Genomic DNA, 22,013 nt, shown 5'->3' with positions numbered 1-22,013 from the left:
GAACATCGCGGGACAGTCGCACTTATCAGGACAATGACGACCCGGACCAGGGGAGTCGAGGACACAGAACAACAGGAGCACAAGCACATCATGGAATTCACCGCAGCCGGCACCACCGTGCGATTCGACGAGCGGACGGGGCAGTTCGCGTTCCAGCGAAACGGCGCCGAATGGAACACCGTCATCGATGACGGAACCCATGGCACCGAGGCCTCCGCCGATGCCGGAACCATCACCGCACAGCCGCGACTGGAGACCAAGCAAGGCACGTTCGCGTTCACGGACGCCGTCGCCATCACCCACGAAAGCCGCGAGACCGGCACCGGCGTCGGCGTGCGCAGCGTGTACACCGGCTTCGGCCATAGCGCCTACTCGTTCGCCACCTACGTGTGGATCGAGCGTGCCTCCGGCGACGTGTTGTTCGAATGGATCCCGCTCAACGAAAGCGGACTGGACGTCACCAAGGTGGTCTGGCCCGCCGAAATGGCGTTCGATCGCGCTGAAAGCCACGACGTGACCCTCATCACCCATGAGCAGGGCGTCATGATCCCCAACACCTGGCCCACGGCGGTTGCCACCAAGGACATCGCCTTCGAGGGCCGCTTCGAGACCGCCGGCGGCTACATGCCCTGGTTCGCCCAGCTGCGCGCGGACGGCCACGCCTACATCGCCATCTGCGAGACCCCGTGGAACGCCGGCTACGGTATCGACCATCCTGCGGACGGTCCCTACACGCACGTCGGCACTTGGTTCGACCCGAGCCTGGGCACCATGGACTACCGTCGCGTGGTACGCTACCGCTTCCTCGACCACGCCGATCACAACACCGTCTGCAAGTCCTACCGCGCCTACGTCAATGAACGCGGACGTCTGCGCACCCTCGCCGAGAAGGCAGCGCGCAACCCCTCCGTGCGCGACCTCATCGGCCGCTCCTGGGTGCACGTCGGCATCAAGACCAAGGTCCAGCCGGATTCCTACTACTACGACAAGGACCATCCGGAGAAGAACGGCTCACTCGTCACCTTCGCGCAGCGCGTCAAGCAAATGCGCACGCTGCACGAGATGGGCGCGGGACGCCTCTACATGCACCTGGACGGTTGGGCGCAGCCCGGATACGACAACGAGCACCCCGACTACCTGCCCGCATGCCAGGAAGCCGGCGGTTGGGAAGGCATGAAGGAGCTGGTCGACACCTGCCACGAGCAGGGCGACATCTTCGGCACGCACGACCAGTACCGCGACTACTACTTCACCGCGAAGACCTTCGACACCAACAACGCCATCCGTCTGGCGGACGGCACCATGCCCGAGCACGCGCGCTGGGCCGGCGGCCACCAGACCTACCTGTGCGCCGAACTCGCGCCCGACTACGTGCGCCGCAACTTCGCCGAAATCGCCGCGCACGGCATCAAGCTCGACTGCGCGTATCTCGACGTGTTCACCTGCAACGAGGGCGACGAATGCTCCAACCCAGAGCATCGCATGACCCGTCGCGAATGCTACGAGCGTCGCGCCGAATGCTTCGAATACCTGCTCTCGCACGGCATCCTGTCTTCTTCCGAGGAGGTCTCCGACTGGGCCGTGCCGAGCCTCGTGTTCTGCCATTACGCGCCCTACGACTTCCAGATGCGCTCCCCGGACGCGCCGCGCCAGGGCGTGCCCGTGCCGCTGTACAACCTCGTCTACCACGACTGCGTCATCGAGCCGTGGATGATGGACCGCGTGGTGGACGGCGACGACTACATGCTGTACGCCCTGCTCAACGGCGGCGCCCCGTACCTCATCCGTGACGCCGCGTATATCGGCGTGGACGGCGACATGGACGCCGAGCAGCGCGCCCGCACCGAAAACGAGATCGAACGCTGCCACGCGGTCGCCGCGTTCCATGAGAAGGTGGGCATGCAGGAGCTGGTGCGCCACGAATTCGTCGATGGCGACCCGCTCGTGCAGCGCTCCGTGTTCGCCGGCGGCGCGTCGGTCACCTGCGACTTCCACACGCAGACCTACCGTATCGAGGAGTCCGCCGACGGTGAAGAACGCTGATGGGTAGTGTTGCTGGCATCGCCGGCTGAACGGTTCGCGCTGAGTTCGCCGGCATGCGAGTAATATAGCCAACAGTGTTTATCCGTCTCGTAGTAGAGGAGTAGTGAGATGGCGAATCGCGCCGAGCGTCGCGCCCAGGCCAAGGCCAACCGCAGGGGAGTGCCTTCCCAGTATGATTCCACCCGCGGTCGTGGCCGTGCGGGCATGATCGACGAATACCAGCTGCAGGAGCGTTCCCGCAGGCTGCAGGACGGCGAGTCCCTGGGCCCGTGGAAGCCGAGCGCCGTGGTGGAGTCCGAGCCGGAGACCGTGCTGAACACCAACCCGGATTACACGAATCCGAAGATGTTCAAGGCACCGCACTCCGTGCGCCAGTGGTTCCGCGTGGGCAGCTGGACGCTCATCGCGTTGGCCATCATCGCGTTCTTCGTGGTCATGTGGCTGCCGAGCCACCCGATGTGGCTGATCGCCACCGTGTCCGGCGTGTTCATCGTGGGTGTGGTGAGCCTGTTCTTCACCGCCGGCGATTCCAAGCACAATCCGAATTTGGACCAGAACGGCACCGCCGTCTGATTCGTTTCGATGCTGAGACGCCGTGTCTCGCGGCATATGCGTAAGGGTTGGTGGGTTGCTCCTCGTACGGGAACAACCCACCAACCCTTATTCGTTGTCTGCTGTTCGATGGCGATGAGCCATTCCGCGGCGTTCCGGACGGCACAGTGCGTACAGTACCGTCCGGACCTTGTTGGTTCGCCTACTGGAGGAAGTGCAATGTCGGGGGCACGGTTTCGGTCAGTGGGTCACCGGCGGCGCGATCGGTATTGGGATAGGAGATCTTCACAGCCGCGATCTTTTCGTCGGTCACGATTTCGCGGATGTAGTAAATGGTGTCGTCCTTCTCATAACTCAGGTACACGGACTGGCCGGCCACCAGCTCGAATGCCGGATCGGCACCGGCGTTCTCCTTGAGGAAGTCCAGCTCGTCCTGCGGTGAGTGGAACAGGGCGTTGTACTGGCCCCAAACGGCGATCTGCACGCCGGAATCAGGATCGGAGAATTTCACGCCGTCACCGTTGTCCGATTCCGGGCCGCGATCATAGCTCGCCGGAACGTCCACGGCATAGGCGAAGCGCCCGTTGGAGTACGTGGCGGTGCCGGCGTCCATGGCTTTCTTGTCCTTGCTGTCTTTTGTTTCCGATTGGCTGTCGGAGTCGGTGCCGGACTTCTTCTTTGTATCAGTCGAATCCTTGGCATCGGACTTGGTCTTGGACTTGGACTTGCCGGACTGTTTGGCATCGTCGCCGGATGATGCGGCACCGGAATTGCCGTTGCCCGTCGAAGCCGAGGTCGTCGTATCGCCCGACTGGCCGAGACGGCCGGTGCCGTATGCCACGATGCCTACGATGCATAACACCACCGCGACGATGGCGGCGATAAGCACGACGATGACGATCTGGGACTTCACCGTCTTGCCTGTCGCCGGGGAACCGGTTGCCGGCGACGGAGTAGTCGCGGCGGCGGACGCTCGCGATGCATTCCCCGCACCGGCTTGGAACTGATAACCCTGCTGGGGAGCGGCCGCGGAAGTATGCGCGGGCACGGCGGGCGGCAACGGCACCGGGCTGACCGGAATGGGGGAGGTGGGAATGCCGTCGGACGGGATGTTGTCACGTAGCGTCCTATCGGTCAGCGTCCCGTTGTCATCCTGAAGAGCGCCGCACGCCTGGCAGAACGTATCGCCGGGCTGCAACGGATTGCCGCAATGCAGACAGTTCATGACATGCTCCCTTCCTTTGCTTGGCTCCCACATTACACATGCGTTCGCACAGGGAAGGCCTGCCAGGCGCTCCGGGTCGCCGACGGGATTCGCGCGGAAGAGCGAGCCGAGACGGTGGAGAGGATTCCTATGGGTCGGGTCCGGCGAGAGGTGCCAGGCCGGGCTGGGGTGAGGGGTCTCAGGGCGATTCCAGGCAGGCCGCCGGATGCCGGCAGCGTGACGTTTTCCGCAAAACGCACGTTGGAGGTTGTGCGTTTTGCCGTATGCGGTGTTTTAAAGTAGGAGGTGCTTGATTACTGACGCACGCACGAAGGAGAGCAGGCAGATGAAAGTTGATATTTTGACCCGTGAATACCCGCCGAAGGTCTACGGCGGCGCAGGCGTCCACGCCGAGGAGCTGTCCAAGGTGCTCGCCGAGCGCATCGACGTGACCGTGCGTGCGTTCGACGGCAAGCGCACCGAGGCGGACATCCCCGCCATCCCGCATGCGGACGAGGCCAAGGGCAGCCTGAAGGTCGTGGGCTACGACGTGCCTGCCGAGCTGTCCGACGCGAACGCCGCGCTGAAGACCTTCGGCGTGGACCTGCAGATCGCCAACGATGTCGACGCCGACATCATCCACGCCCACACCTGGTACGCCTGCCTGGCCGGCTACCTGGCCAAGATGCTGCACGGCACTCCGCTGGTCATCACCGCCCACTCCCTGGAGCCGTTCCGCCCGTGGAAGCGCGAGCAGCTCGGTGGCGGCTACAACCTGAGCTCCTGGGCCGAGAAGGACGCCTACGAGCACGCCGACCGCGTGATCGCCGTCTCCGGCGGCATGAAGAAGGACATCCTCGCCGCCTACCCGAACCTTGACCCGGACAAGGTGGTCGTGGTCTACAACGGCATCACCATGTCCGAATTCGCCACCCCAGCCGACGACGATCCGGGCTGGAAGGTGTTCGAGCGTTACAACATCGACCGTTCCAAGCCCACCCTGCTGTTCGTGGGCCGCATCACCCGCCAGAAGGGCCTGCCGTACCTGCTCAAGGCCCTGCACTTCGTGGACCCCGGCGTCCAGATCGTGCTGTGCGCCGGCGCTCCGGACACCCCGGAGATCATGGAGGAGGTCAAGAACTCCTTCGCCGAGCTGGACAAGGAGCGCGGCAACATCATCTGGATCGAGGAGATGCTGCCGAAGAACGAGCTGAGCGCGCTGGAGCACGGCTGCGACGCCTTCATCTGCCCGTCCATCTACGAGCCGCTGGGCATCGTGAACCTTGAGGCCATGGCCTGCGGCCTGCCCGTGGTCGCCTCCGCCACCGGCGGCATCCCCGAGGTCGTGGTGGATGGTGAGACCGGCTTCCTGGTCCCGATCGACCAGCTGCACGACGGCACCGGCACCCCCACCGACCCGGACAAGTTCGTGCACGACATGGCCGACGCCATCAACAAGATCATGGCCGATCCGGAGCTTCGTAAGAAGATGGGCCAGGCCGGCTACGAGCGCGCCCGTGACGTGTTCAGCTGGGAGTCCATCGCCGACGAAACCGTCAAGGTCTACCAGTCCGTCCTTGACGAGCAGAAGAAGTAAGTCCGGAAGCAAATCCCGGTAGTTCCCGGATAACGGCTCCCCTCAGTCGCTCGCGCGATAGCTCCCCTCAGTGAGGGGAGCCGATTTTCTGTATAGGTCATTGGCTCTGCTGCGTAGAGCCTTGTATGTTTACTGGCTCCCCTCTCTGAGGGGAGCTGTCACCGTAGGTGACTGAGGGGAGCCTACGTATCAGAAGGAACCTCGACACATGCCACAAACCGTCCTCCAGCTCGACAACGTCGAATTCCGCCGCAATCGCCGCGTCATCATCACCGATGTGAACCTGACCGTCAAGGCGGGGGAGCGGTGGGTGCTGTTCGGTCCCAACGGCATCGGCAAATCCACGGCGGTCGGCATGCTCGCCACACGCACCTTCCCATCCGAGGGGCGCGTGTTCATCCTCGGCCATCAGCTCGGCAAGTACGACGTGTTCAAACTGCGCACCCGCATCGGACTCGCTTCCGCCGACTTGGGCCGTCAGTTCCCCGACTTCGAGGATCCGTTGGACGCCGTGGTTACCGGTCTGTCCGCTGTGACCGGCCGCTGGCAGGACACGTACACCGAAGCGGAATACGCGCGCGCACGCCAGCTGCTGCATGACTTCCGTGTGGGCTACCTGGAGGGCAAGCAGATGTGGCGCCTGTCCGAAGGCGAACGCACGCGAGTGCTCATCGCCCGCGCGCTCATGGGAGACCCGGAACTGCTCATCATGGACGAACCGACCACCGGCCTTGACCTGGGTGGCCGCGAGCAGGTGATGCGCACGCTGAGCCGCATCGGCAAGGAGAGTTCTAATCGTGCGGTGGTGCTCGTGACCCACCGTTTGGAGGAGATTCCAGCGGGCTTCGACCATATCGCCATCATGGGCCGCAAGCCGATTCCGGCCGAGGATGCCACGAGCGATGGCATCGACGCAATGGGCAACCCCGGAGCTGGCACCATCATCTACTCCGGTCCGCTCGAAGAAGGCCTGACCGACGAGCGTCTCTCCGCCCTGTTCGGCATGCCCATCGAAGTCGAGCACAGCCACGGCCGCTGGTCCGCCTACGCGGTGTGATTGTTGATGGCTCTGTTAAACCAAGATTGACATGAATTCCACCGGGCTACCCCTCAGTCGGCTCCGCCGACAGCTCCCCTGACAAGGGGAGCCAAGAATAAGGGACATGTCAATCTTGTTTTAACAGAGCCTTTTTGATTCCGTCCGTTGCTGGTTGCCAAGTCATGCTTGAACGGTGACATCACTGGTAGGATACAGGCGGATAATCGGTCGGGCCTCGGAATGGAGGATGGCAATGGTCTCAAGCAAACTGGTGTTCATCGACATCGACGGCACGTTGGCGGACGAGAAGCACGTCGTGCCGGAATCGGCGAAGGCCGCGTGCCGCAAGGCGCAGGCCAACGGGCACAAGCTGTTCATCTGCACCGGTCGTTCCCTGCCGAAGATCGAACGCAGCATCCTGGATCTCGGTTTCGACGGCGTGGTGTCCGTAGCCGGTGCGCAGGCGAACGTGGGGGATAAGGTGCTGTTCCAGCACCTCGTACCGGCCGAGGCCGTGGATGCGGCGATGGAATACTTCAAGCTGCACCACATTGAAAGCTATCAATGGCAGGGCGCTGACGGCATGTATATTTCCGAAGGCTACCGCCGTCATTTGGAGTCCAAAGGCAAAGCATTCAACCGCGGTGAGTTCGCGAAGTTCTGGCATCGTATCGACGAAGTGGAGGTGCCGTTCGGCTCCACGCTGGGCGAGACCATCAAGGTCAGCAAAGGCTCGTATTTCACCGGTCCGAACCCGGATGTGACGTTTGAGCAGACCAAGCGTGATCTGTCGCCCTGGTTCGAAACCGTGCACGGCTCGTACGACAAGATCTCTCCGAACAATGGCGAACTGTTGATCAACGGCATCGATAAAGGCACTGCTGTGCGCAATGTGGCCGACGCGCTCGGCTACACTATTGCCGACACGATTGCCATCGGTGATTCGGACAACGACACTGCCATGCTGAAGGCCGCGGGCACGTCCGTGGCAATGGGCAACGCGATTCACGGCATCGAACAGTTCTGCAATCTGCAAACCACCGATATCCATGACAACGGCCTCGCCAACGCTTTCCGCGCCCTTGGGCTGGTGTGACAGGGAAAATTTTTACCGCGATGAAACATCTGGCATACCATCGATAGCAAGGGAGTACGCAGACGGCAACGCTACGGTAAGGCTTTGTTGGTGGAAGGAGCATACTTTGGTCGCAAAGGCTGACAACGACGTCACGCCCACGAATCATGAATCGCAGCATGAGCAGGAACGCCGCATTGTGCAGAAGGCTTTGGAAGGAGCCGCTGCGGAAACGGTGCAACGCTTTGGCTCCGCTGCCAAAGAGCATCTTGTGGCATACGCTGGCAAGGATTATGAAGCAGGTGCCGTTGACGGCAAACCAGTGCCGCATAATAGTCTGAAAGCCAACGCTGATTTGGCGGACAGACAAGGAGTGAAGCAGCTAGCTGGTTTTAGCGCGGAAGTCGAGTCATCCGCCCGGAGGAATGCCGACCGCATTATCAATGGCGAATCGGAACGTTTCAAGCGCTACGACGCAGTGAAGGGCAAGGCCAACGATCCGATTGTCGACATCGTTGAGATTGATGCTTCCGGGAACATTCTGGCTGGTTCCGAGTCTCAGATGAAATTCGTGGGTAGCGATCCCAAAGCTCTACTGAAGGCTTTGAAAAGCAAAGAGTACGCAAAGTATCGCGACAGCGGTGTCATCATGGATATTCCAGATGATTACTATGACGTGCTGATGGGCGCGGGGCCGGATGGCATTGACGCCCAGATTCACAGCATGCAACGCAAACTGGATTCGGGACAACTCACGGAAGCATCCTCTGAACGCGTTCAGCAAGAGATCGATAAGCTCCAAACCATTAAGAAGAGCCTGCGCAAAAGCGGACTCACCAAACGCGAAGCCGAGCAGGCGGTTATGCACCCGAAGCTCACAGTGGCGAAGGACGTGGCCAAATTGGCACATCGTTCCGGTATGGCTCAAGCGAAAACCGGTGCGTTGATTGGTAGTGGGACCTCGCTGGTTCGTAATCTGGTCGGCTGCATCAACGGCACTATTGAGCCGCAAGAGGCGGCGAAACGCGTGGGAGCGGATACCGCGACAGCCGCGGCATTCAGCTATGTCACGGCATTTTCAGGCACCGCCATCAAAGGCGCGATGCAGAATGCGTCGAACGGATACGTGCGGAGTCTATCCAAGACCAATGTTGCGGCGACGCTGGTCTCCACGACCGTTGACGTGTCGAAAGCTATTTCCGGGTATTGCCGTGGCGAGTTGACGGCAGCGCAATGCATCGAACACATGGGGCAGCAGGGGCTAGGGCAAATAGGTGCGGTAATGGGCACGGCCGTAGCGACGTCCGCTGTCAGCGCCGCTGGAATCACTGGGGCCGCCGCGATTGCCGCTGGCATGCTGGGCAGTACGCTTGGCTATACCGCTGCCATCGCCGTATATGAAGAGCTTGCAACGGCATTACGCGAATATGATATGGCGAAAGAGGAACGTATTCGCGTGGAGCAGGAGTGTGCCGAAGCCGTTGAACTTATCCGCCGGTATCGTAAAGACTTCAATACTGCGGTCGATACGTATCTGGCCGATCAGACGGAAACCTTCAATGCAGGCTTCGAGGCCATGGATGAAGCGATACTCGCGAACGACATCAACGGGTATCTTGTCGGTAATGCTGTGGTGCAGGAGGCTTTGGGATATCAACCGCGATTCCGTGCCCAGCAGGAGTTCGATGACCTGATGAACTCCGATGACGACTTCGTTCTCTAGTTCTATAGAAAGGCAGGGATGCAATGACCTACATTCAGCGTAAGGCTGCTTTGCAAGCATTCTATTATCTGATGGCCGTGGATGGATCCGTGAAAGCCGAAGAAATAGAACGGTTCAACGACATCGGCAAGGAATTAGACAACGATCATTTCCATGAATACGCTGACCGATTGGTGCATTCCTGTGATGATTACTTATCACAGTATGCCGGTAAGGATGACGACTGGTATGACGTGATCGTCGAAGGGGCCGATAAGGCTTTGTCGAATCATGCTGATTCGGGAGATGGCGTGGCATCCCGCCTGCTGCTGTGGAACATGCTTGCAGTGGCGTATGCGGATGGAGACTACGATCAGGTTGAGCGAAAGCTGATTCAGCATATTGCGAGAACGGTTATCAAGGAACGCTCCATCTATCCTGAGATGGAACACCTGATGAGAGCCGCTCAGTCGGTACGTGAGGAACTGGCATGGATCACGTCATCGGATCGCCCGTATGCTGAAGTGCAGCCTGTGGTGGAGACTCTTCGCGAGCGGGAAGAGGCAATCCAACTGGCGGCGACTCAGCTGGTGGCGGATGAAATGGTTCCTCAAGCACCTGCGGCCATGACCGTGCAAAAGGATGTATTCGATATCGCCAAGGAGAATGTTGACAAGGCAGTGTCTCCAGTGGTTGGACAGGTACAACAAGGTATGCAGGAGGCAGCCGATACGGTGAAGCATGCCGTCGCCAATGTTCCTGGTGTGGCACAGGCTGGTGATGCTGTTAGCTCCGCTGTGAAAACGGTTGGCGATGCGCTGAATCCGGTTGGAGATGAAGTGCGTAAACAAGCTGATCAGGCAGCGAAGGAAGCGCAAAAACAGGTCGGGAATGCAGCCAACGCGGTGAAAGGTTTCGTTGGCGGATTATTCGGCGGCAAGCGGTAAAACACTCAAAGAAGGAGAGAAAACATGCCGGTTTTCATCGCACCATTATTCATGGGTCTTGCCGCTGTCGGCGGTATTGCCGGAGTCGGAATGGGTGCCAAGGGTGGTCTGGATCAGTTCAAAGCCGACCGTCTGAATGTCAACTCCAATAATCGCATTCAGTGGGCCGCCAACCGTCTCGAACAACTTCGCAAGCAGTGTTCGCAATCGCTCAATGCGCTCGGTAAAGAGAAGATCATTGTGCTGGATGGGAATATGAGACGCTTCCTCAACGCGTTCGGCCAACTGAAGAACGTGGATTTCACGCCGCCGGAAGGCCTGGATGAACTGGAGAAGCTTCGTATCGATAAAGCCGCTTTTGAAGAGCTTGAATCCATGGGCAATATGGCGTCCTCTCTTCTGCAAGGCGGTATCACGGGGATTGCGAGCGGGGCACTTACCGCATTTGGCGCCTATAGTGCGGCCACTACGTTTGCCACGGCATCCACTGGAACCGCCATTAGCGCATTGAGTGGCGCTGCAGCTTCCAATGCCACGCTGGCGTTCTTCGGTGGCGGTTCTTTGGCCGCCGGCGGAATGGGTGTTGCCGGAGGAGCTGCCGTTCTGGGAGGATTGGTGGCTGGGCCAGCACTGCTGGTGATGGGTGCCATCGTCGGTGCCAAAGGTGGTAAAAACCTCGAAGAGGCGAAAACCCAGTCGGCCAAAACCGACCAGTACTGCGAAGAAATGATGGCCGGAAGCGATCAGTGCGTTGCCATCCGTCGTCGCAGCTCCATGTTCTATGCGCTCTTGGCTCGGTTGGACGCGAAATTCCTACCGCTGATTTACGAATTGGAGCACATCCTCGATACCGAGGGTGTTGATTATTCGCAATTTACGCTCGAAAGCAAGCATAGTGTAGCGGCGGCGGCCTCCACTGCTGCCTCCATAAAAGCGGTATTGGATACGCCGTTATTGTCTGAAAACGGAGCGCTCACCGCGCAGTCCGCAGCTCTTGTGCAACAGGAACTCGGCGAGTGACTGGCGGCCGTATGAGAAACGATGGATGCGCTACCAGGCTGCCGGTAACCGTGGCGCAGTTCACTGTGGCACGGGAACCGGAGCGCAATCTCGAGATCATCGACGGATTCGCTGGCGAGGCAGCCGCCCAAGGTGCGCGATTGCTGGTGCTTCCCGAAGGACTGATCGCACGCGATGGCGACGATGATGCGTTCGCGGCAGCGCACGCACAGCCCATGGATGGACCGTTCGTCTCCGGACTCACAACCATCAGCGCTAAACACAACATCACGTTGATGGGCACGGTTCATGTTGCTCCAGTTGAAGGTGCAGAAGACTCACGCGTATCCAATGTGTTCCTGGCGATTCGAGACGGCGAAATCGTGGCATCATACCGGAAACTGCACTTGTATGATGCGTTCTCGGCCGAGGAATCCGCAGTGGTCGAACCCGGCGAGACATTGCCGCCCATCATCGATATCGATGGGTGGCGCGTCGGTGTCATGACCTGCTATGACGTGCGCTTCCCTGAAGCCGCGCGTTCCCTAGCCGTTCGAGGAGCGGATGCGATTGTGGTCGCGGCAGCATGGGTGCAAGGCCCGCTCAAGGAATATCACTGGAAGCTGATGACTGCCGCGCGGGCGGTGGAGAACACGTGCTATGTGCTGGCTTGCAGCGAGGTAAGCAGCCGCAACATCGGCTGCAGTCGCATCATCAGTCCACTTGGCGAAGTGCTCGCCGAAGCTGGCGACAGTGCCGCGGAACTGATTGCCGCCAACCTTGACCGCAACGCTCTCGAATCAGCACGGCAAACACTACCCGTGCTGAGCAATCGTCGTTTCGCTGATCCTCAATTACGATAGATGGTCTGCTGAATGATGGAATGACAAGGTGATGCGTGCATGGATGAGCGATGGGTGAAGGCGTTGCAGGCCAAGAACATGAGTGTTTCGGGGCGCGCGAAGAGCGGCGGCAATCAGATGAATGGCGGCAATGCGCATGCAAACAAATCGGCTGTACTCGGCACATCGAACACGTCGATGCGTCACGCACAGCCGTTCAAAGCGACCGGTCACAAAGGCGGCATCAGCCGGCAGGAGAGTTGAGCTGAGTGTGCCGTAGAAACTACCCCTCAGTCGGCTTGCGCCGACAGCTCCCCTGACAAGGGGAGCCGAAGTTGCGTGGACTCGGCATTAGCCGGCAGGGGAGCTGAATTGGTGAGCGATTAGTACACGGAGTAGCCGCCGTCCACCTGAAGGTTGGTGCCGGTGACGTACGATGAAGCGTCGCTGGCGAGGAAGAGCACCGCGGTGGCGATCTCCTCGTTGGTGCCGAATCGATGCATCGGCACGGGAGCGGTCATCACGTCATGCGCCTCGGGCACGATGCGACCCTCGAAGATGCCGGACCACACGTAGCCGGGCGAGACCGCGTTCGAGCGGATGCCATACGGGGCCAGCGCGGCTGCCAGATAGCGAGCGTACTCGTAGATGCCGGCCTTGGACGCGCCGTACGCGGCGACGGGGGAGGGGCCGCCGGCGATGAAGTTCGCATTGTGTGCGGACAGCGATGAGGTGAACACCAGAGAGCCGCCATGGCCGTGCTCGCGCATGATGTGCTGCGCGATCTGCGCGGTCAGGTACGCGCCGGTCAGGTTGATGTCGATGGTCTTCTGCCAGACCTCGTACGGTTCGTCCGCGTCGTCGCCGGGCACGTTCACGCCGGCGTTGATGAACGCGACATCCACGGTGCCGAGCTCATCAACGAGCGAAGTCTTCAGTACATCGACCTGCTCCCTATCGGAAACATCGCAGTACAGCGGCACGACCTTTACACCGTATCGCTCGGACAGTTCCTGTGCGAGCGGCTCCAGCGTCTCCTTGGTGCGCGGCAGGTCGACGATCGCCACGTCGGCACCCGCCTCGGCCCATGCGGCGGCCACGTTGCGGCCGAGACCGCCTGCGCCGCCGGTGACGAAGCCCTTCTTGCCCTTGAGCGAGAACCGGTCCATGATGCGATGGGCGGGGTCCTTCCACTGATCGAGCGGGTACTGGTCGAAGATTGCGGCGTCGGTCATACGGTTCCTCCGTTCTGTTCGTGTGGCGGCGTCATCGTCGCCATCGTCAGAGCGAGCGTACCACAAGAGGTCTGATGAATATGGGATTGCGCAAACGAAAATCTCCGGTAGCGAATACTCCGTCGAATGGACAGGAATGACGCTACCGGAGACTCGATTCATCTCACCAGACGAGCTGATGAGCCGGCTCCCGGCCAATGTGCGATTGACGGCGGCTGAGCGGGCCATCAGACAGCCAGGTAATCAGGTAGTCGGGCTTACGCGATTGTGCTCACGCCTCTTCATGCCAATGCGGGTTCTGGCCGAAGGTGTACCCTTCCGGATTGTCCATCGCGGCGATGTCCTGCATGTCCTGCTCATCCAGCGCGAAACCGGTCAGATCGAGGTTCGCGCGCTGACGTTCGGCGTGCATGGACTTCGGAATCGCCACATCGCCCAGCTGCAGATGCCAGCGCAGAATGGCGGCCACCGGGGAGACGCCGTGTTTTTCGGCGATGCGCACGATGGTCGGATCCTTCAACATCTGGTTGGCGCGGCCAAGCGGACTCCACGCCTCGGTGATGATGCCATGCGCGTCGTCGTAGGCGCGCTGCTCGTTCTGCTGGAAGAACGGATGCAATTCCACCTGATTCACGGCCGGAGTCACACCAGTGGCGCGAATCAGCAGATCGATATGGCCGGGCAGGAAGTTGCTTACGCCGATATGCTTCACAATGCCTTGTTTTTGCGCATCGACCAATGCCTGCCATGCTTCCACGAACTGGCCTTGCGAGGGGTTCGGCCAGTGGATGAGGTACAGGTCGATGTAGTCGAGGCCCATGCGCGCCACCGATTCCTCGATGGTCGCGCGCGCTTCATCATACTGGTGGTGGCGGCCCGGCAGCTTCGAGGCCACGATGATGTCCTCGCGTGGCACCTCCGATTCGCGGATGGCCTTGCCCACGATGCCCTCGTTCTCGTAGTTGAATGCGGAATCGATGAGACGGTAGCCGACCTCAAGCGCCGACTTGATGGCCCCCACGCCGGCGAAACCGTTGACCTTATACGTGCCGAAACCGATGGCCGGAAGCTCCAGCCCATCATGAGCCTTGCGCACCGGGATCGCCGGTGGTTCCATAAGCGTCATAATCGCTCCTTTGCCGTTGTGCCTGCCCCACGCGAATGGGCGGGAACCGAGGTTTGCGCCGGGCGGATGCCCTGCCACGCACCACTGTACTCGTCGTGTTCTTGTTAAGCCGGGAGCCGATTGACTGTTGCGGTATGGCCGGATGGCATCGAATCGACGGAAGCTTGCCTTCAGAACGTGGGCATGTCGAGCGATACGGGAGAAGGTGAGGCGTCACCGTCCATCCCATGCGCCGTTGGCCAGTCGTTGAACCATGCGATGATCTGTGACTCGCTTACCGGACGCAGGTCCCAAGCATCAAGTCCGACATTGACCGACTCCGGTCGCGCCCCATCGGGGGAGAGCTGATGGGTGTGCCCGTACAGGAGTCTGCGGCCGTCGAACGGCAATGCCTTCCCGCTGTACTTCGCCACGTCGTCCGGCCAGCCGTATGCGAGGTCCTCCCGGTATGGGAAATGCGACAGATTGACCGCGCCGAGGCCCTCGATCGTGGCTGAACCGTTGGCCTCGAGCGTCTCGAACAGGTTGCGTGCCGGGCGGTCGCCGAGCCACCAGTCGTCGTGGTTGCCGATGATGCCGTGCAGGTGCCTGCATCTGAGCCCCCGCAGACAGGCCTTGAGATGGTTCAGGGAGGTGCGGAAACCGATATCACCGAGGATCCAGAGTTCGTCATCCGGTCCGACTGAAGCGTTGATGTTGTCAATCACCGCTTGATCATGTGCGTCGGTATCGGCTGCCTCGCGGAAGGTGAGGTCCGAATCGAGCGTGGTCTGCCTGGCCCAGTCCTCGGCGGCTTTGCGGCCATGGGCATGCAGGATGTCCCGATAGGTCGAACCGTTCGGATCGAACGTGGTGAACCCGCGCAGCACCGTGACCAGAGGATGTCCGAAATGCGTGTCCGTGGTGAAGTATTGCATTGTTTTTCCTTCGTTCCTTCCTGGCGTTTGGCGTTTACGGTTGAGGCTTCGATGCATCCGTTCCAGCTTTCAGAATAGGTGTGCGCGGTGGCCTTGGGGAGGACGTCGACATGATTCCGGTCAATTGGAAGGGAAGGCGGGTGGTTTTTGTCTTCGGGCATCTTCGGACGGGTAATTGTAGGCACCTGATGGCGGAATACCGCGCTGGGCGGGTCGTCGGCGGGGCGGATTCGTTATCTGATGCCCGATTTGCCGCGGAGAGGGAGCTCTGACGCGGCGAACATGGCGGTAGGTATCGGATTCGCCTCGCTGAATACCTGTGAACGGAGCGAATCCGCTATCGAATGACTGATTCGCTGCGCTGCGGAGTCCGACACCGCGGCAAAACGGTTGGCATATGACCATCCAGCCCCTCGGACACCGCACTCAGCGAGATGATTCAGTCATTTCGTACCGGAATTGCCACGCTGAATCATGATGGCAGCCGATGGCCGATGCCCGACAGCCAAAGCCAGGAATCAGGGGAGATGCGGATTTGGTTTTAAGCTGTCAATATCACGGATTCCACGGGAAGGATGCACATGGAAACGTTGCCGGCGTTGTTGTTGGTCATGGCGCGATGGTTCCTCTACTGGACGGCGTACTCGTTCGTGGGCTGGGCATGGGAGACGATGCTCAGCGTGGTGCTGCGCAAACGGTTCGAGGATCGCGGCATGCTCAATGGTCCTATCTGCCCGATCTACGGGTTCGGCGCCCTCTTGGTACTGGGACTGTTGCATGACGTGCGTGACCCGGTTGCGTTGTTCCTTTCCAGCGGTGTGATCGCCTGCACGCTGGAGTACGCCTCGTCGTGGGCCATCGAGAAACTGTACCATGTGCGGTTCTGGGATTACACGGGCAAACCGTTCAACATCAACGGTCGCGTGTACCTCAACGGATTCCTGGCATTCGGAGCCGGGGCCACTGCCGTGGTGCTGGTGGTCCAGCCGTGGATGACGGCCATCGTGGAATCATGGCCGAACCTTGTGACCGGCATCGCGGCGTCCGTGCTGTTCGTGGCCACGGCGGTGGACTGGGCGATCACCCAGGCCGGCCTGCACAGCTTCGATTCCCGCCTCGCGCGCGTATCCGAACAGATCAAGATACTCAAGCTCGAGCAGATCGAAGCCATCGACACGCGCATCGACATGGCCGACGAAATGCTCACCCGTTCGCTCAGCTGGCAGCAGCGCCGACTGGTGCGCATTTTCCCGGGTCTGACCTCGCTGCGTAACCCGGACATTGCCTCCCGCGTCCGCAGGATACTGGAGCGTCGCGGCTGGTGACGGACGCTTGGTGTCCGGTGAGGCCCGATTCGCCCGATATCGGAGCGATTATGCCCGCGATGTCATATTCCCAGCCTGACCCTCGACCCGCAGTCGTATGCAACGTATAATGGGCGGCGTTGCAGGGGAACCCTCATCGGAACCGAACGTACGAGCGCTTGCCGTGCCGTGCGTTCATCGGCTGAATAGTCGGCCGGCCGGCGGGTTGAGAAAGGCCTGGCCTGACCCTTGGAACCTGTTGGCCAACACCATCGAAGGGAGCAATCACCCATGACTTTCGACGCATCCGCATTCGGACCGATCACGCTCGACCATATCCCGCCGTTTGCGCAACGCCTGCGCGAGGCCGCCGACCAGGTGTGGGAGGAAGGCTACAGCCAGCCGTTCCTGCGCGAGCTCGGCAACGGCACGCTCGCCCGCGAGAAGTTCGCGTTCTACCTGCTGCAGGACTACCGCTATCTCAACGACTACGCCAAGGTCCACGCGCTCGCGCTCACCAAGACGCAGGATCCGGAGATCATGCGGTTCATGGCCGACGTGCAGAACGGCATCTTCAACGTCGAATCCGCCATGCACCGCAAGTACATGACCAGCTACGGCATCAGCGCCGAAGAAATGAACAACGTCCGCCAGTCCGCGTTCGCCCGCGCCTACACCTCCAACATCCTCGCCATCGCCTACGGCAACCCGCTCGTGGACGTCCTGGTGGGCGTGCTGCCGTGCGCCTGGGTGTACGCCGACTATGGCCAGCGTCTCGCCCGCGAATTCGCCGACACGCTTGACGTCAACCCGTACAAGAGCTGGGTCGACATGTACAAGACCGAGGAGTTCTGGAGCTCGTCCGCATGGCTCATCGCGCACATCGAGCAGCTGGCGGAGGGCCTGAGCGAGGAGCGCAAGGCCGAGCTGACGGATATCTTCGTCACCGGCGTGCAGAACGAGTACATGTTCTGGGCCTCCGCCTACGACATGCAGTACTCCTGGAAGCCGGAGTGGGACGCACCGCGCGCGTGACGCCGGCTACAGCGACCACACGAAAGCGCGGATGTCTCTGATCTCCTCATCACAAATGGCGTGTCCCATGCCGGGGTAGCCGTGGTATTCGAGATGACCGGCGTCGTCGAGCACCTGACGTGCGGTGCACTGGTCGAGCAGCGGAATCGTGTGGTCGTTCGAGCCATAGGCCAGGAAGAAGCGGGTCGACGAGTCAAGTCGGGCCGCTTCCTCGCCTTTGAAGGACGGATTCAGCAGCACCGCCGCGTCGAATAGGTCGGGGTACGCCTTGACCATCCGGTACGACAGGTACCCGCCCTGCGAGAAGCCGACCAGCACTTTCTTGCGATGCGCGAACATCGGGGAGTCCAACAGCTGCGTCACAGCCTCGCCGACCGCCGAGCATTCGCGACGACGTTCCTCGATGCTGCACCCATCGGGATACCAGTAGGTGCCACCCATATAGGGCCGGTCGTACGTGCCGCGGAACGACAGATAGCTTGGTTCGATTGCGGATTCGGCGGATGATTCGGCCGGTTCTGCATCGTCGACCGAATCGGTTTCGGTGGCTGCGTCGTCCGCGCCGGCCGCAACGTGCGCCGCATGGTCCACATCATTCGCCGCATGGTCTGCATACACCGCATCGATGATGCGCACCATCTCGCTTTCGTCATTGCCATACCCATGGAACATCACAAACAGCGGATCGCTGCCGCCCGCGTTGATCTGACTGGTCACCCGAAGACGCATAGTGAATCACCTCTTGACTAGCGAGTGTAGCCGGTCATCCGCAGTCTTGGATGGTCCTTGTCTTATCAGACCATCGAACGCATGGAGGCTTCGAAGATTCACGGTGGCCGGATTAATGCGGAATACTGCTGAATTGCTGAGCGTGAAGCATTCGCTGCCGTGTAGTATGCACATGCCCGAAGAGAAATCGCGTCGCTTATTTTAAGTCTATTTTAAATACTGGTGGAAACTGATAATATTGCAAATACATTTGCGATAGGGTTGGTGAAGTGATGATTGGTCGACCGCAGTACTTGCAAAAACTTGACGCATGGAAAGACCGTGACGTAGTCAAAGTAATTACCGGAGTGCGTCGATGCGGCAAGTCCACGCTGATGCTGCTGTGGAAGCAACGGCTTATAGAACACTATGGTGTTGCTCCGGAATCCATAGTGCACATCAATCTTGAGCTGTTGGAAAACGAGCCGTTACTTGAATACCATCATTTGTATGAGGAGATTCTTCGCCGATGTGGTGCCCGGTCAGGAGCATCTTTCGGACTGACGACAGGCCGATACTATGTGCTCATTGACGAGATCCAGAATGTGCCGGACTTCCAAAAAACGCTTGATAGCCTGCAAGCCAGAGGGGACATCGACCTGTACATCACCGGATCGAATGCCATGCTGCTTTCTGGAACATTGGCGACCCTGATTTCCGGCCGATACGTGGAAATCTCCATGACGCCTTTGTCGTTCGCCGAGTATTGGAGCGCACGTTCCAGCGACGGTCTGTCTATACAACGTGCATGGTCGGAATATCTGCATGATGGCGCGCTTCCTGCTACGGTTGGGTTTTCCGGTGACGAGACGATGCTGCATGACTATCTTGACGGCATTCTCAATACCGTATTGTTCAAAGATGTAGCTGCACGCCTTGGTGTTTCCAATATCGCCGCATTGGAAACAGTGACTCGTTACCTATTCGATAATGTGGGCAATCTGGTGAATCCCAAATCGATTGCGGATGCCATGACTTCGATGGGAACGAAGATATCATCACCCACGGTGTCCAATTATCTGGAAGGATTGGTGGCGGCATTCATCTTCTACCCGGTACAGCGTTATGATGTCAAAGGCAAGCGTGCATTACGACAGGAACGCAAGTATTACGCTGTGGATCTCGGTATACGGCGAGTGCTTTGCTCTAATAAGGTCCGCGACACCGGTCGTTTGCTGGAGAATGTGGTATTCCTCGAACTGATGCGCCGCGAAGGTGACGTCTACGTTGGGCAAGGCGCAGGTGGCGAAATCGATTTCATCACCAACGGTGCGGGAGGACCCCGGTATTACCAAGTCAGTGAGTCAGTGCATGATTCGAATACATTGGAACGTGAATTGTCATCACTGCGCGCGGTGCGGGACAACTATCCGAAAATGCTGATTACGTTGGACGACGAACGTCCGATCTCTCATGAGGGAATACAGCAGATATATGCTTTGGACTGGCTGCTGAGCAATGAGTGGGAAGCATGAGTATGGGGAATGCTTCAGTATGCTGTCCGTCGGCGCGAAGCAGAATCATGAGCAATTCTCCCGCGCCGGCATTACACTAAAACGGTTTTCCGGGTTTCCGCATCGGAACGGATTGGACACTTCAAGGAGGGACTATGGTCAGGCGCGGGCCGCTGGGCGCGGGGGAGAAGGTGCAGTTCACCGACCGCAAGGGCAAGAAGATCACCGATCAGCTGGTGGCCGGCGGGTCCACGCAGACCGAGCACGGGCTCATCCTGCATGACAGCGTGATCGGCCAGTCCGAGGGTGCCGTGATCGTGACCGTGCACGCCAAGCGCGAGGCGCAGGTCAACCAGGTCTACCCGGAGAAGGACAGGAACAAGCCGTGGAAGTCCTCGCGCGCGATCGGCGGCTGGGAGTACGCGGTGATGCGCCCGCGCTTGGCCGACTACGTGCTGTCCATGCCGCGCGGCGCGCAGATCATGTATCCCAAGGACATCGCGCAGGTGATCCAGCTCGGCGACATCCGCTCCGGCATGCGCGTGCTGGAATCCGGTGCCGGCTCCGGCGCGATGGGCGTGAACCTGCTCGACGCCGTGGGGACGTCCGGCCATCTGACCACCATCGAGCTGCGCGCTGAATTCGCGCGTGTGGCCCAAGCCAACGCCACGCTCTATTACGGCGAGCAGCCGGCCTGGTGGGACCTGAAGACCGGCGACTTCGACTCCGTGGCCGCCGAACTGCCCGAACACTGGTACGACCGCATCATGCTGGACATGCTTGACCCGTGGAACCGACTTGAGCAGGCGTACCGCGTGATCGCCCCCGGCGGCGTGCTCGTGGCGTACGTGACCACCACCACGCAGATGAGCCGCATGGCTGAGGCCCTGCGCGCGGCCGGCTGCTGGACCGAACCGCAGATTCAGGAGACGTTGGAGCGTACATGGAAGGCGCAGGGACTCGCCGTGCGTCCGGATCATCAGATGATCGGCCACACCGGCTTCCTCGTGGTCTCACGCGCGATGGCCCCCGGATTCGAGGCGCTGAAGAAGCGCGAACGCTACTCCAAGGACACCGTCACCGACGTGGACGAGCTGACCGACGAGCAACGCGAGGCACGTCTGGAGGAGCTGGAGCTGCGCGACATCTCTGACCACAAGCTGCGCAAGGTGCTGCGCGACCTCGATCGTCAGGTCGGTGTGCTCGGCGAGATCGGCGGCGAATCGGCCGAATGACGAATACGATACCCCCCCTACGCGCCCCGATATTTTCACGGATGTCCGCACTCGCCTATGATGGTAGGACACGAATAATCGAATAAGCGGCCCGCTGTGCGATGCGTATGGCGGGCGGCCGCAGTGCGACGGTAACACATGCCCGTGCGATGCCATGCACGTATGCGTTGCTGTCGCGCAATCGGGCCCTCGAAGGGAGCCATTGATGGGTATCAAGCTGAGCAAAGTCGCCAAGGCGGCCAAGAAGTACGAGCACATCCTCGTCATCATGCGCCACGCCAAGGCGGAGCCGTTCGGCGAGAAGGGCGATGTGGAGCGCCGACTCACGGACAAGGGCCTCAAGCAGGCGAAGATCGTGGGCAAGGGTCTGGAGGAGCTGGGCCTGAAGCCCGACCAGATCTCCTGCTCCGCGGCCACCCGCACGCGCCAGACGCTTGACCGCATGCTCAAGATCTTCGGCGACGACCCGATCGTGGACTACCGCATCAACCTGTACGACGGCGGTGTACAGTCCGTGTTCGACGAGCTCGCCCACGTCAAGCCCAAGATCCGCGTCTTCATGATCGTGGGACACGAGCCCACCGTCTCCATCGCCTCCCAGTGGCTGGCCTCCGCCGATTCCGACGCCGAACGACTCGACCTGCTCAACCTCGGCCTTTCACCGGCCGGCGTGGTGATCATGGGCTCCAACAAGCCGTTCGACGAATGGCAGGTGCACAGCGGCGATCTGCTTGCGGTGATCAACGTCAAGGATTTCGACTGACATCTTCATTCGGAGGAATCGCGCCTCGGGCGTCTTTATCCGCCGGCCGGGCGGATTCTAGTGGTGGTTGCAACACCTGTGTTGCTGTTTGATTTGGTGGTGTGATCGTATCATGCGGCGTTAATCAGGTCGAGGATGGCCTCGGAGGGTTTCCGGAACCCGAGCGTCTTGCGCGG

Annotated in this window: 20 protein-coding genes and 1 riboswitch; of the genes, 15 read left to right on the top strand and 5 right to left on the bottom strand. The window is 60.3% G+C overall.

Annotation, left to right across the window (positions count from 1 at the left end; all coding sequences use genetic code 11):
- The first annotated feature begins 90 nt into the window (after positions 1-90).
- Positions 91-2,043, top strand: coding sequence for a DUF5696 domain-containing protein (locus JS536_RS04200; RefSeq protein WP_214355902.1), 1,953 nt, complete (start codon positions 91-93; stop codon positions 2,041-2,043).
- Positions 2,044-2,151: 108 nt separating this feature from the next.
- Positions 2,152-2,616 carry a tripartite tricarboxylate transporter TctB family protein gene (locus JS536_RS04195; protein ID WP_214304442.1) on the top strand — a complete coding sequence of 155 codons (465 nt, stop codon included), beginning with the start codon at positions 2,152-2,154 and terminating at the stop codon, positions 2,614-2,616.
- Positions 2,617-2,797: 181 nt separating this feature from the next.
- Here the strand turns inward: JS536_RS04195 and JS536_RS04190 are convergent, their stop codons facing one another.
- A complete protein-coding gene (locus tag JS536_RS04190) occupies positions 2,798-3,820 on the bottom strand; it encodes a zinc ribbon domain-containing protein (RefSeq protein ID WP_214355901.1) in 1,023 nt (340 codons plus the stop codon).
- Between the two features lie 325 nt (positions 3,821-4,145).
- On the opposite strand from JS536_RS04190, the gene glgA reads away from it, so the two are divergent.
- The 8 genes from glgA to JS536_RS04150 all read left to right on the top strand — a co-directional run bounded on the left by glgA (position 4,146) and on the right by JS536_RS04150 (position 12,264).
- The gene (gene glgA / locus JS536_RS04185; protein ID WP_214355900.1) at positions 4,146-5,396 is read left to right on the top strand and encodes a glycogen synthase; all 1,251 of its coding nucleotides are present in this window, start codon (positions 4,146-4,148) and stop codon (positions 5,394-5,396) included.
- A 208-nt stretch (positions 5,397-5,604) separates the two neighbouring features.
- Entirely contained in the window at positions 5,605-6,453 is an 849-nt protein-coding gene (locus JS536_RS04180; protein WP_214355899.1) for an ATP-binding cassette domain-containing protein, read from the top strand.
- Positions 6,454-6,682: 229 nt separating this feature from the next.
- Complete coding sequence (locus tag JS536_RS04175) at positions 6,683-7,531, top strand: HAD family hydrolase (RefSeq protein WP_214355898.1); 849 nt, start codon at positions 6,683-6,685, stop codon at positions 7,529-7,531.
- A gap of 106 nt (positions 7,532-7,637) precedes the next feature.
- Positions 7,638-9,233 carry a hypothetical protein gene (locus JS536_RS04170; protein WP_214355897.1) on the top strand — a complete coding sequence of 532 codons (1,596 nt, stop codon included), beginning with the start codon at positions 7,638-7,640 and terminating at the stop codon, positions 9,231-9,233.
- 23 nt (positions 9,234-9,256) lie between these two features.
- The gene (locus JS536_RS04165) at positions 9,257-10,159 is read left to right on the top strand and encodes a TerB family tellurite resistance protein (protein WP_214355896.1); all 903 of its coding nucleotides are present in this window, start codon (positions 9,257-9,259) and stop codon (positions 10,157-10,159) included.
- A gap of 24 nt (positions 10,160-10,183) precedes the next feature.
- Positions 10,184-11,179: a hypothetical protein gene (locus tag JS536_RS04160; protein WP_214355895.1), complete on the top strand. Its 996-nt coding sequence runs from the start codon at positions 10,184-10,186 to the stop codon at positions 11,177-11,179.
- Positions 11,180-11,190: 11 nt separating this feature from the next.
- Positions 11,191-12,021 (top strand): nitrilase-related carbon-nitrogen hydrolase, encoded by an 831-nt coding sequence (locus JS536_RS04155; RefSeq protein WP_214355894.1) that lies wholly within the window; start codon positions 11,191-11,193, stop codon positions 12,019-12,021.
- Positions 12,022-12,060: 39 nt separating this feature from the next.
- Positions 12,061-12,264: a hypothetical protein gene (locus tag JS536_RS04150; protein ID WP_214355893.1), complete on the top strand. Its 204-nt coding sequence runs from the start codon at positions 12,061-12,063 to the stop codon at positions 12,262-12,264.
- Positions 12,265-12,383: 119 nt separating this feature from the next.
- Here the strand turns inward: JS536_RS04150 and JS536_RS04145 are convergent, their stop codons facing one another.
- The 3 genes from JS536_RS04145 to JS536_RS04135 all read right to left on the bottom strand — a co-directional run bounded on the left by JS536_RS04145 (position 12,384) and on the right by JS536_RS04135 (position 15,278).
- A complete protein-coding gene (locus JS536_RS04145; protein ID WP_214355892.1) occupies positions 12,384-13,235 on the bottom strand; it encodes an SDR family oxidoreductase in 852 nt (283 codons plus the stop codon).
- Positions 13,236-13,506: 271 nt separating this feature from the next.
- The gene (locus JS536_RS04140; RefSeq protein ID WP_214355891.1) at positions 13,507-14,361 is read right to left on the bottom strand and encodes an aldo/keto reductase; all 855 of its coding nucleotides are present in this window, start codon (positions 14,359-14,361) and stop codon (positions 13,507-13,509) included.
- A 170-nt stretch (positions 14,362-14,531) separates the two neighbouring features.
- Entirely contained in the window at positions 14,532-15,278 is a 747-nt protein-coding gene (locus JS536_RS04135) for a phosphoesterase (protein WP_214355890.1), read from the bottom strand.
- A 581-nt stretch (positions 15,279-15,859) separates the two neighbouring features.
- On the opposite strand from JS536_RS04135, the gene JS536_RS04130 reads away from it, so the two are divergent.
- A complete protein-coding gene (locus tag JS536_RS04130) occupies positions 15,860-16,603 on the top strand; it encodes a putative ABC transporter permease (RefSeq protein WP_214355889.1) in 744 nt (247 codons plus the stop codon).
- Between the two features lie 113 nt (positions 16,604-16,716).
- Positions 16,717-16,880, top strand: a riboswitch (TPP riboswitch).
- The gene (gene tenA / locus JS536_RS04125; protein WP_214355888.1) at positions 16,874-17,617 is read left to right on the top strand and encodes a thiaminase II; all 744 of its coding nucleotides are present in this window, start codon (positions 16,874-16,876) and stop codon (positions 17,615-17,617) included. It overlaps the preceding riboswitch by 7 nt.
- 6 nt (positions 17,618-17,623) lie before the next feature.
- On the opposite strand, the gene JS536_RS04120 is transcribed toward tenA, so the two are convergent.
- On the bottom strand, positions 17,624-18,346 hold the full coding sequence (locus tag JS536_RS04120; RefSeq protein WP_214355887.1) for a dienelactone hydrolase family protein: 723 nt from the start codon (positions 18,344-18,346) through the stop codon (positions 17,624-17,626).
- Positions 18,347-18,618: 272 nt separating this feature from the next.
- Here JS536_RS04120 and JS536_RS04115 point away from each other — a divergent pair, with 272 nt between their 5' ends.
- The 3 genes from JS536_RS04115 (at position 18,619) to JS536_RS04105 (ending at position 21,837) form a co-directional block, all read left to right on the top strand.
- Positions 18,619-19,860 (top strand): ATP-binding protein, encoded by a 1,242-nt coding sequence (locus JS536_RS04115; RefSeq protein ID WP_214355886.1) that lies wholly within the window; start codon positions 18,619-18,621, stop codon positions 19,858-19,860.
- A gap of 134 nt (positions 19,861-19,994) precedes the next feature.
- Complete coding sequence (locus JS536_RS04110; protein WP_214355885.1) at positions 19,995-21,074, top strand: tRNA (adenine-N1)-methyltransferase; 1,080 nt, start codon at positions 19,995-19,997, stop codon at positions 21,072-21,074.
- Positions 21,075-21,279: 205 nt separating this feature from the next.
- Complete coding sequence (locus JS536_RS04105) at positions 21,280-21,837, top strand: histidine phosphatase family protein (RefSeq protein WP_214304457.1); 558 nt, start codon at positions 21,280-21,282, stop codon at positions 21,835-21,837.
- The last annotated feature ends 176 nt before the right edge of the window (positions 21,838-22,013 follow it).

The organism is Bifidobacterium sp. SO4, from assembly GCF_018555355.1.
Taxonomy (GTDB): Bacteria; Actinomycetota; Actinomycetes; order Actinomycetales; family Bifidobacteriaceae; genus Bifidobacterium; species Bifidobacterium miconisargentati.
The sequence above is the reverse complement of the archived record's forward strand: the minus strand, read 5'-3'. Positions and strand labels throughout refer to the sequence as shown.

Bases quoted from the DNA above. Each gene is read 5' to 3' on its own strand.
- JS536_RS04200 (WP_214355902.1), top strand. From the start codon at position 91: ATGGAATTCACCGCAGCCGGCACCACCGTGCGATTCGACGAGCGGACG.
- JS536_RS04195 (WP_214304442.1), top strand. From the start codon at position 2,152: ATGGCGAATCGCGCCGAGCGTCGCGCCCAGGCCAAGGCCAACCGCAGG.
- JS536_RS04190 (WP_214355901.1), bottom strand. From the start codon at position 3,820: ATGAACTGTCTGCATTGCGGCAATCCGTTGCAGCCCGGCGATACGTTC.
- glgA (WP_214355900.1), top strand. From the start codon at position 4,146: ATGAAAGTTGATATTTTGACCCGTGAATACCCGCCGAAGGTCTACGGC.
- JS536_RS04180 (WP_214355899.1), top strand. From the start codon at position 5,605: ATGCCACAAACCGTCCTCCAGCTCGACAACGTCGAATTCCGCCGCAAT.
- JS536_RS04175 (WP_214355898.1), top strand. From the start codon at position 6,683: ATGGCAATGGTCTCAAGCAAACTGGTGTTCATCGACATCGACGGCACG.
- JS536_RS04165 (WP_214355896.1), top strand. From the start codon at position 9,257: ATGACCTACATTCAGCGTAAGGCTGCTTTGCAAGCATTCTATTATCTG.
- JS536_RS04160 (WP_214355895.1), top strand. From the start codon at position 10,184: ATGCCGGTTTTCATCGCACCATTATTCATGGGTCTTGCCGCTGTCGGC.
- JS536_RS04155 (WP_214355894.1), top strand. From the start codon at position 11,191: ATGAGAAACGATGGATGCGCTACCAGGCTGCCGGTAACCGTGGCGCAG.
- JS536_RS04150 (WP_214355893.1), top strand. From the start codon at position 12,061: ATGGATGAGCGATGGGTGAAGGCGTTGCAGGCCAAGAACATGAGTGTT.
- JS536_RS04145 (WP_214355892.1), bottom strand. From the start codon at position 13,235: ATGACCGACGCCGCAATCTTCGACCAGTACCCGCTCGATCAGTGGAAG.
- JS536_RS04140 (WP_214355891.1), bottom strand. From the start codon at position 14,361: ATGACGCTTATGGAACCACCGGCGATCCCGGTGCGCAAGGCTCATGAT.
- JS536_RS04135 (WP_214355890.1), bottom strand. From the start codon at position 15,278: ATGCAATACTTCACCACGGACACGCATTTCGGACATCCTCTGGTCACG.
- JS536_RS04130 (WP_214355889.1), top strand. From the start codon at position 15,860: ATGGAAACGTTGCCGGCGTTGTTGTTGGTCATGGCGCGATGGTTCCTC.
- tenA (WP_214355888.1), top strand. From the start codon at position 16,874: ATGACTTTCGACGCATCCGCATTCGGACCGATCACGCTCGACCATATC.
- JS536_RS04120 (WP_214355887.1), bottom strand. From the start codon at position 18,346: ATGCGTCTTCGGGTGACCAGTCAGATCAACGCGGGCGGCAGCGATCCG.
- JS536_RS04115 (WP_214355886.1), top strand. From the start codon at position 18,619: ATGATTGGTCGACCGCAGTACTTGCAAAAACTTGACGCATGGAAAGAC.
- JS536_RS04110 (WP_214355885.1), top strand. From the start codon at position 19,995: ATGGTCAGGCGCGGGCCGCTGGGCGCGGGGGAGAAGGTGCAGTTCACC.
- JS536_RS04105 (WP_214304457.1), top strand. From the start codon at position 21,280: ATGGGTATCAAGCTGAGCAAAGTCGCCAAGGCGGCCAAGAAGTACGAG.